Source organism: Bacillus thuringiensis (genome assembly GCF_022095615.2).
GTDB lineage: Bacteria > Bacillota > Bacilli > Bacillales > Bacillaceae_G > Bacillus_A > Bacillus_A cereus_AG.
The window spans coordinates 4,568,431-4,583,099 of sequence record NZ_CP155559.1 but is presented as its reverse complement, the minus strand read 5'-3'; the positions used below and the strand labels follow the sequence as shown (position 1 = coordinate 4,583,099).

Below are 14,669 nucleotides of genomic sequence, written 5' to 3'. Positions count from 1 at the left end.
TTTTTCATCTAAGAAGGAAGACGCACTTATAGAGGAGATCAGAAATATACAAGGAGGTAGTTGTAATGGCTATTGAATGGGTAACAGAAGGCAATTACGAAGATATTATTTATTCAACATACAATGGTATCGCAAAGATTTCGATTAACCGTCCTGAAGTACATAACGCATTCCGTCCAAAAACGGTAATGGAGTTAATCAACGCTTTTGCACACGCTCGTGATGATGCAAATGTTGGCGTTATCATTTTAACAGGTGAAGGTGGACGTGCATTCTGTTCTGGCGGCGACCAAAAAGTTCGCGGTCATGGTGGATATGTGGGTGACGACCAAATCCCTCGTCTAAACGTATTAGACTTACAACGTCTAATTCGCGCAATTCCTAAACCAGTTATTGCAATGGTAGCAGGTTATGCAATCGGTGGAGGACACGTACTTCATATCGTATGTGACTTAACAATCGCTGCAGACAACGCTGTATTCGGACAAACAGGTCCTAAAGTAGGAAGCTTTGACGGTGGATATGGAGCTGGTTACTTAGCTCGTATGGTAGGCCACAAGAAAGCTCGTGAAATTTGGTACCTATGCCGTCAATACAACGCACAGGAAGCGCTTGATATGGGCTTAGTAAACACAGTAGTACCATTAGAAGAGCTTGAAGCAGAAACAGTACAATGGGCACAAGAAATTTTAGCAAACAGCCCAATGGCACTTCGTTTCCTAAAAGCTGCATTCAACGCAGACACAGACGGTCTAGCTGGTATTCAACAACTAGCTGGAGATGCAACGTTATTGTACTACACAACTGACGAAGCAAAAGAAGGTCGCGACGCGTTCAAAGAAAAACGCAGTCCGGACTTCGGTCAATTCCCTCGTTTCCCTTGATCAAAAGCGAAGCCGACTGTTTAGCCCCGTTGGCTAAGGTTCTTTCGCACAGAAAGTGTTTTTTACTTTCTCGTGCGGAAGGTTCTTAGACGGAAGGGGCTAGGAGGCGCAGCTAGATGAGATCAAAAGCGGAAGCGGCTCGCTTAGAACAAGAGGGCGTTGGAACTCCTGACGTAGAGGCGCTTTTTGCCTCGTAGGAAGGCGTGAAACGACCGACTGTTCTAGCCGCTGTAGCTAGATGTGATCAAACCGGAAACAAAACAACTAAGAGACTTGATGTCATATCAAGTCTCTTTCTTTCATGAAAGGAGAATGAGTTATGGAGACGATGCCGAATTGGTTAAAGCAGCGCGCATTTTTAACACCAGATCGCACTGCAATTGAAATAGAGGAAGAGAAAGTTACTTTTATGGAGCTGCATGAAAAAGTAGTATCTGTTTGTGAACAGCTTTCACATGTTGGAGTGAAGCAGGGGCAAAAGGTGGCTGTTCTGATGAAAAATGGTATGGAGATGATTTCAGTTATTCACGCCCTATCTTACGTAGGTGCAGTAGCTGTACTTTTAAATACGCGTCTTTCAAGAGAAGAGCTACTTTGGCAAATGGATGATGCTGAAGTTGTTTGTTTAGTGACGGATCAAGATTTTGAGGCTAAGGGTGTTCCTGTCTATTCGTTCACTGAAGTGATGAATGGGCCAAAGGCAGAAGCCTCTATACAAGAAGAATTCTCTTTAGAAGAAGCGATGACAATTATTTATACGTCTGGGACGACAGGGAAACCGAAAGGCGTTATTTTAACGTACGGTAATCACTGGGCAAGTGCAGTCGGTTCTTCGCTTAACTTAGGGCTTCGTGATGATGATTGTTGGTTAGCTTGTATGCCGATGTTCCACGTTGGCGGGCTATCTCTTTTAATGAAAAATATTATGTACGGAATGCGCATTTTACTCGTTCCGAAATATGATGCCGATTTTATTCATAAAGCACTTCAAACGAGAGGCGTAACGATTATTTCAGTCGTATCAAAAATGCTAACTGATTTATTAGAGAGACTTGGAGAAAGAACATATCCATCTTCTTTACGATGCATGTTACTTGGCGGAGGACCAGCGCCAAAACCGTTATTAGAAATATGTGTAGATAAAGAAATTCCTGTGTATCAAACGTACGGTATGACAGAGACGTCGTCGCAAATTTGTACGTTATCCGCAGATTACATGTTAACGAAAGTAGGATCAGCCGGGAAACCACTATTTCAGTGCCAACTTCGTATTGAAAAAGAGGGCGTCGTAGTACCACCGTTTGCGGAAGGAGAGATTGTAGTAAAAGGACCAAACGTAACAGGCGGTTACTTTAACCGTGAAGATGCGACACGCGAAACAATTCAAAACGGATGGCTTCACACTGGTGACCTAGGTTATTTAGATGAAGAAGGATTTTTATACGTATTAGATCGCCGCAGTGATTTAATTATTTCTGGCGGAGAAAATATATATCCGGCCCAAATTGAAGAAGTGTTGCTTTCTCATCCGATGGTAGCAGAAGCCGGTGTTGTCGGTATGACTGACGATAAATGGGGACAAGTACCCGCTGCTTTTATTGTAAAAAGCGGGGCGGTAACAGAAGAGGAAATTCTTCATTTTTGTGAGGAGAAATTAGCGAAATATAAAGTACCGAAAAAAGCATGTTTCTTAGAGGAATTGCCACGAAACGCTTCGAAAAAATTGTTAAGACGAGAGTTAAGACAATTAGTGGAGGAGATGTAGGTGGAAATAAAAAACGCGACACTTCATATAACAGAAATGCCACTCGTAATCCCGTTTGCTGCGAGCTACGGAACGTATGAAAAGCGTGAGAGTATCGTCATTGAATTAGAAGATACGGACGGATACATTGGATTTGGCGAAGTCGTTGCGTTCTCTGAACCGTGGTATACGGAAGAAACAGTGAAGACAGCGCTACATGTACTTCAAGATTTTTTATTACCTGATTTATTAAAGGCGGAGATTTCTCATCCGAATGAAGTACCTGTTTTGTTCCAACATATAAAGAGAAACAGAATGGCAAAGGCGGGAATAGAAGGTGCTGTTTGGGATCTATATGCGAAGCGTGAACAGAAATCGCTAGCAAGGTTACTTGGCGGGACTAGACCTGAAATTGAGGTCGGTGTTGTAATTGGTATCAATACAATTCCGTTTATGTTAAAACAAATCGAGAAGTACGCAGAAGAAGGATACGAGCGCTTTAAAGTGAAAATAAAGCCAGAGCATGATTACGAGTTATTGAAAGAGATTCGTAAAGAGTTCCCAGGTATCCCGTTAATGGCTGATGCAAACTCAGCGTATACGTTAGCGGATACAGAGAAATTGAAACGATTAGATGAATTTCAATTGATGATGATTGAACAACCGTTAGCAGATTATGATTTTCTCGATCATGCACAGCTGCAAAAGAAAATAGAAACGCCCATTTGTTTAGACGAAAGCATCCATAGTTTAGAAGACGCGCGCGTTGCGATTACGCTTGGCAGTTGCCGCATCGTTAACATTAAACCAGGGCGAGTGGGCGGATTAACGGAGTCGATTCAAATCCATGATTATTGTATGGAGCACACCATACCCGTGTGGTGCGGCGGTATGGTGGAGATGGGGATTTCACGAGCGCAAAATGTTGCTCTCGCCTCATTGCCGAACTTTACGATTCCTGGCGATATATCTGCCTCTAGTAGACATTGGGAGAGGGATATTATTTCACCGGAAGTAATGCTTGAGGGCGGGAAAGTAATGGTTTCGCAAAGCATTGAAGCTGAGTATGAGGTAGATTGCGGGAGACTAGCAGAAATCACGAAGCAACGGATTGTTTTGGAGCGGTAGGCTGAGTCTTTAAAATAGCGGGCGAATTTCGTCGTTAACTGTCGGTAAGTCGATATATTTAGAAAATCGCCGATATAATTTTATTTACCAAGGTTACTCTAACGGGTAACCTTTTCGTATTGTACAAATTGGATAGACTAGTTTACAATCGATCGTATAAAAAGGGGGAGTAAAATGAAGCGCATTTCAATTTTAATAGTGGATGATGAGGCAGAAATTGCTGATTTAATTGAGATACATTTAGAAAAAGAAGGGTACCACGTTGTGAAGGCAGCGGATGGGGAAGAGGCCGTTCATATTATTGAAAAGCAGCCAATCGACTTAGTGGTTTTAGATATTATGATGCCAAAAATGGATGGGTATGAAGTGACGCGTCAAATTCGCGTGAAGCATCATATGCCAATCATTTTTTTAAGCGCGAAAACATCTGATTTTGATAAGGTGACAGGTCTTGTATTAGGTGCAGATGATTATATGACGAAACCTTTTACACCGATTGAATTAGTCGCACGTGTAAATGCACAATTACGCCGATTTCTTACGTTAAATCAGCCGAAAGTAGCAGAGAATAAATCTGCTTTAGAGGTAGGGGGAGTCGTTATTGATCCTGAGCGAAGAACAGTGAACGTGTATGGAGAGCAAATTGAGTTAACACCGAAAGAGTTTGATATTTTATATTTATTAGCGAGTCATCCGAAGAAAGTGTACAATGTGGAAAATATTTTTCAGCAAGTATGGGCAGATGATTATTATGAAAGCGGAAATACAGTTATGGTACATATTCGCACATTGCGGAAAAAACTTGGGGAAGATAAAAGAAAGGATAAGTTAATAAAAACAGTGTGGGGAGTAGGGTATACTTTCAATGGCTAAAAAGATGAGAAGTTTTCGCTCGAAGATGGTTATGCTATTTTCGTTAAGTATGATATTAGCTGCTGGCATAACGTATTTCATTTATGAAGGATTAAGGATTTATTATAAATTAGTCGTTCGCTATGAGGATCCGTTAGCTCAATTTCGTTCCATGGTAAGACAAATTGGAGATGTTAATTTCTTTTTAATTATTTTCATCCCTCTGTCCATTATGTTTTTTTTCTTTCTTACTAGGCCTTATGTAAAATATTTTGATGAGATTTCAAATGGAATTCATCATTTGGCGAACGGCGATTTTACAAATCAAGTGCGCGTTTCATCAAATGATGAGTTTGGATATATCGCAAGCGAAATGAATGTAGCGAGTGAGAAATTAAAGGAAGCAGTGGAGCGAGGAGACTTCGCGGAAAGTAGTAAGGACCAGCTTATTGTTAACTTAGCTCACGATTTAAGAACGCCGTTAACATCTGTTTTAGGTTATTTAGACTTAATTCTTAAAGATGAAAATTTGACGAAGGAACAAATTAAACATTTTTCCACGATTGCTTTTACGAAATCACAAAGGCTTGAAAGCTTAATTGATGAGCTATTTGAAATTACACGTATGAACTATGGCATGTTACAACTAAATAAAAAGCCAATTGATATAAGTGAGCTGCTTATACAGCTAGATGAAGAATTATATCCGCTATTAGAGAAACAGCATTTAGAAGCTAGATTGAATGTTGATCCACATTTACCGATTAATGGTGACGGGAAATTGTTAGCTAGAGTATTTGAAAACTTGTTAACAAATGCCGTTCGATACGGATATGATGGGCAATTTGTTGATCTGAATGGGTATATCGATAATGAAGAAGTTGTCGTACAAGTTATGAATTACGGAGATAGCATTCCAGAAGAAGATTTACCGTATCTTTTTGATATGTTTTATACAGGTGATAAGGCAAGATCAGAGCAGCAAGGTGGTACAGGCCTTGGACTATTTATTGCGAAAAACATTGTCGAGCAACATAACGGTACAATTTCTGCTGAGAGTAATGTAGTTAGAACGATATTTGAAGTACGATTGCCAAAAGACGAGAATGTAACAATTTAATAAAAATTTAAACTTTACCCCACTTTTTATTTTAATAGTTTTTTCTATTCTATACGTAAGTTACGTTAAGGAGGAACTAGAAATGAAAAAGTGGGTATTTATTTCTTTTTTTATCGCATGCACAATCTGTGTAGGCGTTTATATATCACCGTTATTTCAAAAAGAAATTGATGTGAAAATTGGCGGAGAAAATAGTGCAGTAAAGACTGCAAATATGGAAAAGATAGAGATTACAAAAGAACAAATTTATAAAGGGGATCTGTTATTAGTTAATAAAGATTACCCAGTTAAAAAAGATAGTATTAGGTCGGATATTATAAATGTAAATCATAATAGTGAATTAGTAAGAGGCTATGTAATATTTGATAGAAACCTTCGCTTATCAAAGGATGTTGTAAAAAAGTTTTTGAACGTTGTCGATGCAGCTGGAAAAGAAAGTGTTAACCATTTTTTGATTAGTAGTGGCTATAGAGATTTCCAAGAGCAAAAACAGCTATATGAAAAAATGGGATCTGATTATGCACTTCCAGCAGGATACAGTGAGCATAATTTAGGGTTATCACTGGACGTTGGTTCAACACAAAAGAAAATGGAGAAAGCGCCTGAAGGAAAATGGATTGAAGAGAACGTATGGAAGCACGGCTTTGTATTACGTTATCCGAAAAATAAAAGTAACATTACAGGCATTCAATATGAGCCGTGGCATATCCGTTATGTCGGCCTACCTCATAGCGCAATTATGCAAAAAAAGAATTTCACACTAGAGGAATATTTAGAGTTTTTAAAAGAGGAAAAAGAGATTTCAACTGAAGTAGAAGGTAAGAAATATACTGTTTCTTATTATAAAGTTTCTGAGAATATGAAAGTGAATGTTCCGGTGAATAAGCAGTATGAAATTTCGGGGAATAATATGGATGGGGTTATTGTGACGGTTCAGGAATAGATAATCTTGATTCTCCCATAAAAGTCCGATTGGTGAGGGCTAATAATCAGTGGGGGATGAAGAAAACCCCCACTGATTAAAGTTTCACTTTATATGATGAGGATTGTAATGAACACATTTTCAATGACGTTCATTCCGAGTAAAAAAGATTGGAGCCTCATCAACATTTTTCAGCCATATATGCTCTTGACTATGTAAGCTATCCTTCATCCAGACATCGCCTTTATATACATTTGTTTTCTTGCGAAGCCAAGTAAGGTAAGGTCCAATAACTTGAGGGGCTTCATCACGTTCATTCTGTTTTGGGAACGAGATTTGTTTCTGTTCTTCTGTTTTTATATTGATTATATAAAGTGTTGTAAACATCGTCGGAACAGGACCTTCTTTCCATACCTTATTTTCTGTTGCACGAGCCACAACCACTTTGTTTGGTGAAAACCATTCTAAATCAAGGTCTACATAACCGACAGGTGTGTAGACCTTTTGTTGTTTTGCTGTTACCATGTCTGCAACTGTGAATTTTTTATTTTCTACAAAGAACCTTCCTTCTCCTGAAATATAGGCGAGTTGATTAGCTGATGGAGCCCACTTCATCCAATCTTTGAACCATAGCATGTTACCAATCGTTCGAAAGTATTTCCCTTTTGATGAGATAACACATAGTGTATTGCTATCCATTGCCAAAGAGGCAGTAGGACTAGCCAAAAAGCTAATCCACTTTCCATCAGAACTCCACTTGAAATAGTTAGCGTTAATCGCAAATAAATCAGTTTCATTTGTTTGAATCGTATAAAAAGGCTTTATTTTATCTTTAGCAAGATTTGCATCGACTGGCATTTTATAAAGTGGAATTGTACCCCATCCGGTCGGACGTAAGCAGGATTGTGAGGAGACGATAAATTCCTTTCCGTTCGGGAACCATTCGAAATCACTAACCCCAAGTGATACATTTTCAAAACCTTGTGGGCGACCGTTTTTAATTTTTGTAACGTTTAATAAACCTTGATGAGTGTAAGCCAATTGATTTTTATTTGGTGACCACTTAAAGTCAGGTGTTACGACTCTTACATAAGGCTGATAGTTTATTTTCTCTTCCGTATCATAAATGAATAAGTTAGATTCTTTACCCGCTTCATCACTATCAATATAGCCAATAAACCTACCGTCATAAGACCATTTTGGAGAAGATACATATCGATTTTTTGTGATTTGTATTTCTTGATTTCCTGTCTTTATCCATAGCTGATGGTCCCGGATAAACGCAGCCGCGAGTGATGGAGGGACTGCGCTAACTGTTGTTGGTACATACAAAGTGATTAAAATTATAAATAATAAAATTCGAAATCCCAAGAATATCCCTCCTGCGTATAGGGTGTCCGAATATGTAATGGAAACTCATATTTTAATATAAAATTAAACATTATAACGTTATATTTACTTCTCCCTTTTTTTATGTTACGCTAAACGTGTGAAAGAGATATAAAAAATGAAATTTTAATGTAAGCGTATTCTTATGGCTTCTTATAGAAAAGGGTGGAAATACAATGACAGAACGATTCGTACTACGTAATGTGAAACGTGTGAACGGGGAAGAGATTGACATTGTAATTGAAAATAATAAAATCGCACAGGTGACGAAAGCTGGTGCTGGCGAAGGTGGAAAGGTTCTTGATTACTCAGGTACTTACGTATCGAGTGGTTGGATTGACTTGCACGTTCATGCTTTTCCAGAGTTTGATCCTTATGGCGATGAGGTAGACGAAATTGGCGTTAAGCAAGGGGTAACGACAATTGTTGATGCTGGTAGCTGCGGAGCTGATCGCATTGCAGATTTAGTCAAAAATAGAGAGCAGGCGAAAACGAATTTATTTGCCTTTTTAAATATTTCTCGCATCGGTTTGAAACGAATTGATGAACTATCCAATATGGAATGGATAGATAAAGAGAAAGTAATAGAAGCAGTAGAAAAGTATAAAGATGTAATCGTCGGATTAAAGGCGAGAATGAGTAAAAGTGTTGTTTGTGATAGTGGAATTGAACCGCTTCATGTTGCACGCTCTTTATCTCGTGAAACATCATTGCCGATTATGGTACATATCGGTTCAGCACCTCCTCGCATAGAGGAAGTTGTACCTCTTTTAGAAAAAGATGATGTGATCACACATTACTTAAACGGGAAAGAAAATAATTTATTTGATGAAGAAGGCAAACCGCTACCTGTATTACTAGATGCAGTGAATCGCGGCGTACATTTAGATGTTGGTCACGGTAATGCTAGTTTTTCTTTTAAAGTAGCAGAAGCAGCGAAGCGTCACGATATTGCCTTTCATACAATTAGTACAGATATTTACCGGAAGAATCGTATACACGGTCCAGTGTATAGTATGGCTCACGTTCTTTCGAAATTCCTTTACTTAGGTTATCCGCTAGAAGAAGTAATTGATGCGGTGACGAAAAATGCGGCAGAATGGCTTAAGAAACCAGAGCTTGGTCGTATTCAAGAAGGCGATATTGCAAACTTAACTTTATTTACGGTGAAAGATGAGAAGGTTACGTTAATTGATTCAGAAGGGGATCAGCGCATTGCTGAAAGAAGAATTGATACGAAAGGGGTTGTAATCAATGGGTCATTCATTGAATGCTAAGTACGGATTAAAAAGAGTGATTAATGCGAGCGGTAGAATGAGTATTTTAGGTGTATCCGCTCCGACAGATACAGTTATGGATGCGATGAAACATGGTGGACAAAATTATGTGGAAATTGCTGATTTAGTAGATAAAGCAGGAGACCATATTGCGAGAATTCTAGATTCAGAGGCAGCGGTTGTTGTAAATTCAGCATCGAGCGGAATTGCGCTTTCTATCGCTGGTATCGTTACAGAAGGAAACCGTCGTAAAAGTGAAAGACTTCATCAAGAGGTCATCGCGAAAAACGAAGTGATTATGTTAAAAGGTCATAACGTTCAATACGGTGCTCCTGTTGAAACGATGATTTATTTAGGCGGCGGTAAGCTTGTTGAAGTGGGTTACGCAAACGAAGGGAAAGCAGAGCATATTGAAGATGCGATTGGTGAAAATACAGCAGCGATTCTGTATGTGAAATCCCATCATGCCGTGCAAAAAAATATGATTTCTGTTGAAGAAGCATGGGAAGTGGCGCAGCGAAATAACGTACCACTGATTGTCGATGCGGCAGCTGAAGAAGATATTCAAAAATATGTGAAGTATTCAGACCTTGCCATTTATAGCGGTTCAAAGGCAATTGAAGGGCCTACTTCTGGTATTGTTGGCGGGAAACGAAAATATATTGAGTGGCTGAAAGTGCAATTACATTGCAGCGGTAGAAGTATGAAAGTTGGGAAAGAAACAACTTTCGGTTTACTTCAAGCGCTTGATGAGTACGGAGTAAAAGAAGATAAGAGTGAACAAGAAAAAGAGCTATTACAAGTACTTATGCCGCTAAAAGAATTAAATGGTGTAAATGTAACGATTGTTCAAGATGAAGCAGGAAGAGCAATCTTTAGAGCGCGTATTCATATTAACGAGAACGAGTTAAATAAATCAGCAAAAGACGTTGTAAATGCATTACGCGAAGGGGAAATTGCCATTTACACACGTGATTACGGCGTAAGACAAGGATTCTTTGATATTGATCCACGTCCACTTCAAGGTGATGACATACATGTAATTGAAGAAAAAATGAGAGAAATTGTAGGGGGAAACTAAAATGACAAACATTCAAAAACGTTTTTATAAAGGCCGCGTAGCATTAAATGTATTAGCGAACAATATCGAAAATGCGAAAGATATTTTTGAAGCAGCAGAAGGGTATGTAGTAGTGGGAGTGTTATCAAAAGACTACCCAACAGTGGAAGAAGCAGTGACAGCGATGAAAGCATACGGAAAAGAAATTGATGATGCTGTATCAATCGGACTAGGAGCAGGAGATAATCGCCAAGCGGCAGTAGTAGCTGAAATTGCGAAGCATTATCCTGGTAGCCATATTAACCAAGTGTTCCCTTCAGTTGGAGCAACGCGTGCAAATCTTGGCGGCAAAGATAGCTGGATTAATAGTTTAGTATCACCAACAGGAAAAGTAGGTTACGTAAATATTTCTACTGGTCCAATTAGTGCAGCTGGAGAAGAGAAAGCAATTGTTCCAATTAAAACAGCGATCGCACTTGTACGTGATATGGGCGGAAATTCATTGAAATACTTCCCAATGAAAGGTTTAGCTCATGAAGAAGAATATCGTGCAGTAGCGAAAGCATGTGCGGAAGAAGGATTTGCATTAGAGCCAACAGGCGGAATTGATAAAGAAAACTTCGAAACAATTGTACGTATTGCGCTTGAAGCAAACGTAGAGCAAGTTATCCCGCACGTGTACTCTTCTATTATTGATAAAGAAACTGGCAATACGAAAACAGAAGATGTCCGTGAATTACTAGCAGTAGTGAAGAAGTTAGTTGATCAATATGCGTAAGAAAATTGCAGCATTTGGCGAAGTAATGATGCGCCTGCAAGTACCGGGATATGAATTGTTATCGCAAGCTAACACATTAAATTATTCCTTTTCTGGTACAGGTGTGAATGTTGCAGCCGCGCTTTCTCATCTAGGGCATGAAGGGCTTCTTATTTCAACTTTACCGGAAAATTCGGTTGGAGATGCGGCATTATCGTACATTCAAAAGTTGGGTGTGCAAACCTCGCTTGTTTCAAGAGGCGGTAAATATGTCGGCATGTACTTTTTAGAAAATGGATTTGGAGCACGTGCAAGCCGCGTTACATATTCGAATCGATTAGAAAGTAGCTTCAATACGGCATGTGAAGAAATGTATCAATTTGAAGAAATCGCAAAGGAAATTGATATCGTTCATTTTTGTGGGATTACACTTGCGATGAATGATACTGTACGCCATCATATGAAATCTTTAGCGAAAGCAGTTAAAGAAAACGGAGGCACTGTCGTTTTTGATTGCAATTATCGTCCATCTCTTTGGGGAGAAGACGGATATGAGCAGGCGAAACCGCATTATGAAGAAATGCTAGCTCTTGCTGATATCGTTATGATGAACGAAAAAGATGCAATGTTCGTTCTTGGAATGAAAACAGAAGAGACAGAGCGAGAGGCGCAACTTGTTGATCTTATTCCAAAGGTTGCTAAAACATATCATATCACTACAATTGCTGGTACACATCGCTCTATTAATAGCGATAATACACATTCGCTTCGCGGATTTATATGTAAAGATGGTGCGTTCACTTTTGCAAAAACACTTACGTTTTCTGTATATGATAGAATAGGTGCTGGAGATGCTTATACGAGCGGGATTATTCATGGCGAGATAGAAGAGTTTGCACCAGAGAAAGCTGTTTCATTTGCGTCAGCAGCTGGAATGCTTGCACATACAATCGTCGGTGATACGCCAATGTCATCAGAGAAGGATATACTTCGGGCAATGACGGCATCAGTAGGTGATGTAGAAAGGTAGTGGGTGTAACGGTGAACGTAACGAGGAAAAAAGGACCATTATATTTACAAATAAAAAATATTATTCGTGATCGAATATTGCATGGTGTATATGCGATTCATACGAATATTCCTTCCGAACCGCAGTTAGAAGAAGAGTTCAAGGTGAGTAAAATTACAGTGCGTAATGCGATTAAAGAACTTGCTCAAGAAGGATATTTGGAAAAGAAAAGCGGTAAAGGAACGAAAGTCATCCGTAACACTTCTGCGACAAAACTGTCAAAGGGTAAGAAATTTACTGAAGTGTTAGTGGAAGAAGGATATAAAGTACAGAAGAAATTGCTAAAAGCAGAAATCGTTCAGAATGAAGAAGGAACAGTGCCATTTCGATTATTCGGTAAAGAGAGTTTTCGTATTGAACGTTTATATACGTTAAATGATGCACCGTACATTCATTATACGCACTATTTCTCAGCTAAAATGGCAAGTACAGATTTATCGGACTTTGATTTACAATCGCTTTACGATTTAGTCGAGGACCGAGGTATACATTTAGAAAACTTCAGAGATGAATTCGCTGTTGGACTTGCGCCTAGTTTCGTTGCAGAAGCATTAGGTGAAAAAGAGGGCACAGCGTTATTAAAGCGAATGCGCTATTCTTACGATGAAGTTGGCGAAGTAATTGAATATAGCGAAGGCTACTACAATACAGAAATGCAGCATTATGTAGTGAATTATGACGTATAAAAAGAGGGGATTGTCCCTCTTTTTTTATAAAGTAAGGGGAATGAGAGATGGATATATACTTATTAATCGTCACGTTATTTGCAATCGCGATTGTTATTTTAGGGGTATCATGGTGGAAATGGCATGCATTTATTAGTTTAACAGTTGCTAGTTTATTTTTAGCCATCATGTCTGGACTGAATTTAACGAAGATAGTGACTGCCTATGAAACTGGTGTTGGTAGTGTACTAGGGCATTTAGTTGGTATTTTAGCTCTCGGAACAATTTTAGGGAAAATGATGTCCGATTCAGGGGCTGGCATGCAAGTGGCAGATTTCTTTATTCGATTTTTCGGTGTGAAGAAACTGCCATGGGCTATGTTATTTGCAGGATTTGTTATAGGGATTCCAGTATTTTTTGAAGTGGGAATTGTCATCTTATTACCTCTCGTTATTTCCATTCGAAAAACGACGAAGCAAAACATATTATTAATTGCGTTACCTGTTATCGCTGGATTATCTATCGTTCATGGGCTCGTGCCACCACATCCAGGGGCGATGACAGCAATCGGTATTTATAACGCGAACTTAGGAAAGGTACTTTTATATTCATTAATTATCGCGTTACCAACAGCTATTATCGCAGGACCGATATTTGCAAAGTGGGTACATAAAAGGGTTATACCTGAAAATGAACCAGAGCTTATCCGAGTTACGACTGTATCAACTGATTTACCGAGTCGTAAAGTTTCATTTTTTATTATTTTATTACCAGTTGTATTAATGATTTTATCAGTAGTTGCACCGTATATTTCATTACCGAAAAAGATAACTGAATTTTTCGTATTTATAGGAAGTCCAGTAATTGCTTTACTTATTTCATGTTTCGCAGCATTTTATTTACTTGGAATAAGACAAGGAATTAATAAAAAGGTCATCAAAAAATTAACGGACGAAAGTTTACTACCGGTCGGTTCCATTATTTTAATTATCGGTGCAGGCGGTGGATTTAAACAAATATTAATTGAAAGCGGCGTTGGAACGGCGATTGCACAAATGGCAGAACATATATCGTTATCACCAATTGTATTAGCTTTTATGGTAGCTGGATTAATTCGAATTGCAACAGGTTCAGCGACAGTAGCATTAACGACAGCAGCAGGAATTGTTTCACCAGTTATTCAGCATATGTCTGGTGTGAATTTAGAGTTACTCGTTATTGCAACCGGAGCAGGATCATTAATGTTTTCTCACGTAAATGATGCGGGGTTCTGGCTTGTAAAAGAGTATTTAGGATTAACGGTGAAGGAAACATTTAAGACATGGACGGTACTGGAGACATTATTATCATTTATCGCATTTGGTTTTGCACTTTTATTGAATATGTTTATTTAGAAGATACCTTAACAGGTATCTTTTTTTGATGAAGCCCATTTCCAAAAACAAGCCCGTTTTTAATAAGGTCAAGCTTCCTATTCGCCCTGAAAACATACTATAAATGGAATCCCCTCATTTAGAGCAAGGAGAACTTGTTATGAATGATACTAAAGGAGGAATAGAGTAATGAGCGAAAAGTGTGAACACAGACATGATGATTGTAACCGCAGAAATGGGTGCGGCGGCGGTTTTGCGCTTCTAATCGTATTGTTTATTTTATTAATCATCATCGGTGCTAGCTGCTTCGGCGGAGGCGGAGGCGGTTGTGGCTATGGTGGTTACGGCGGTTACGCAGGCGGCTATGGTGGATATTGCTGCTAATTATTAAAAACTATTGAAAATGGCCTTGTGCATATTGCACAAGGC

14 protein-coding genes are annotated in these 14,669 nt (G+C 38.9%); 13 read left to right on the top strand and 1 reads right to left on the bottom strand.

Annotated features, from left to right (window positions below; all coding sequences use genetic code 11):
* The first annotated feature begins 65 nt into the window (after nucleotides 1-65).
* The 6 genes from menB to KZZ19_RS23760 all read left to right on the top strand — a co-directional run bounded on the left by menB (nucleotide 66) and on the right by KZZ19_RS23760 (nucleotide 6,671).
* The gene (gene menB / locus KZZ19_RS23785; RefSeq protein WP_000963892.1) at nucleotides 66-884 is read left to right on the top strand and encodes a 1,4-dihydroxy-2-naphthoyl-CoA synthase; all 819 of its coding nucleotides are present in this window, start codon (nucleotides 66-68) and stop codon (nucleotides 882-884) included.
* A gap of 319 nt (nucleotides 885-1,203) precedes the next feature.
* Nucleotides 1,204-2,649, top strand: a complete 1,446-nt coding sequence (locus tag KZZ19_RS23780; RefSeq protein ID WP_237981481.1) for an o-succinylbenzoate--CoA ligase — start codon at nucleotides 1,204-1,206, stop codon at nucleotides 2,647-2,649.
* Entirely contained in the window at nucleotides 2,650-3,756 is a 1,107-nt protein-coding gene (gene menC / locus KZZ19_RS23775; protein WP_237981482.1) for an o-succinylbenzoate synthase, read from the top strand. It begins immediately after the preceding gene.
* Between the two features lie 174 nt (nucleotides 3,757-3,930).
* On the top strand, nucleotides 3,931-4,629 hold the full coding sequence (locus KZZ19_RS23770; RefSeq protein ID WP_088098163.1) for a response regulator transcription factor: 699 nt from the start codon (nucleotides 3,931-3,933) through the stop codon (nucleotides 4,627-4,629).
* Nucleotides 4,622-5,728, top strand: coding sequence for a sensor histidine kinase (locus KZZ19_RS23765; protein WP_237981483.1), 1,107 nt, complete (start codon nucleotides 4,622-4,624; stop codon nucleotides 5,726-5,728). The genes KZZ19_RS23770 and KZZ19_RS23765 overlap by 8 nt, the downstream gene beginning before the upstream one ends.
* An 82-nt stretch (nucleotides 5,729-5,810) precedes the next feature.
* On the top strand, nucleotides 5,811-6,671 hold the full coding sequence (locus KZZ19_RS23760; RefSeq protein WP_237981484.1) for a M15 family metallopeptidase: 861 nt from the start codon (nucleotides 5,811-5,813) through the stop codon (nucleotides 6,669-6,671).
* A gap of 120 nt (nucleotides 6,672-6,791) precedes the next feature.
* Here the strand turns inward: KZZ19_RS23760 and KZZ19_RS23755 are convergent, their stop codons facing one another.
* Nucleotides 6,792-8,021: a translocation protein TolB gene (locus KZZ19_RS23755; protein ID WP_237981485.1), complete on the bottom strand. Its 1,230-nt coding sequence runs from the start codon at nucleotides 8,019-8,021 to the stop codon at nucleotides 6,792-6,794.
* A 194-nt stretch (nucleotides 8,022-8,215) separates the two neighbouring features.
* On the opposite strand from KZZ19_RS23755, the gene KZZ19_RS23750 reads away from it, so the two are divergent.
* From KZZ19_RS23750 to KZZ19_RS23720, 7 genes are all read left to right on the top strand, one after another.
* Nucleotides 8,216-9,316 carry an amidohydrolase/deacetylase family metallohydrolase gene (locus tag KZZ19_RS23750; RefSeq protein ID WP_237981486.1) on the top strand — a complete coding sequence of 367 codons (1,101 nt, stop codon included), beginning with the start codon at nucleotides 8,216-8,218 and terminating at the stop codon, nucleotides 9,314-9,316.
* Entirely contained in the window at nucleotides 9,294-10,397 is a 1,104-nt protein-coding gene (locus KZZ19_RS23745) for a DgaE family pyridoxal phosphate-dependent ammonia lyase (RefSeq protein WP_237981487.1), read from the top strand. Before KZZ19_RS23750 ends, KZZ19_RS23745 begins: the two co-directional genes overlap by 23 nt.
* A gap of 1 nt (nucleotide 10,398) precedes the next feature.
* Entirely contained in the window at nucleotides 10,399-11,154 is a 756-nt protein-coding gene (dagF, locus tag KZZ19_RS23740; protein WP_000181913.1) for a 2-dehydro-3-deoxy-phosphogluconate aldolase, read from the top strand.
* The gene (locus tag KZZ19_RS23735) at nucleotides 11,147-12,163 is read left to right on the top strand and encodes a sugar kinase (protein ID WP_237981488.1); all 1,017 of its coding nucleotides are present in this window, start codon (nucleotides 11,147-11,149) and stop codon (nucleotides 12,161-12,163) included. The genes dagF and KZZ19_RS23735 overlap by 8 nt, the downstream gene beginning before the upstream one ends.
* Nucleotides 12,163-12,888 (top strand): GntR family transcriptional regulator, encoded by a 726-nt coding sequence (locus KZZ19_RS23730; RefSeq protein ID WP_000539282.1) that lies wholly within the window; start codon nucleotides 12,163-12,165, stop codon nucleotides 12,886-12,888. Before KZZ19_RS23735 ends, KZZ19_RS23730 begins: the two co-directional genes overlap by 1 nt.
* A 47-nt stretch (nucleotides 12,889-12,935) precedes the next feature.
* Entirely contained in the window at nucleotides 12,936-14,261 is a 1,326-nt protein-coding gene (gene gntP / locus KZZ19_RS23725; protein WP_237981489.1) for a gluconate permease GntP, read from the top strand.
* 168 nt (nucleotides 14,262-14,429) lie between these two features.
* Entirely contained in the window at nucleotides 14,430-14,624 is a 195-nt protein-coding gene (locus KZZ19_RS23720) for a YjcZ family sporulation protein (RefSeq protein WP_088098155.1), read from the top strand.
* Nucleotides 14,625-14,669: the final 45 nt, after the last annotated feature.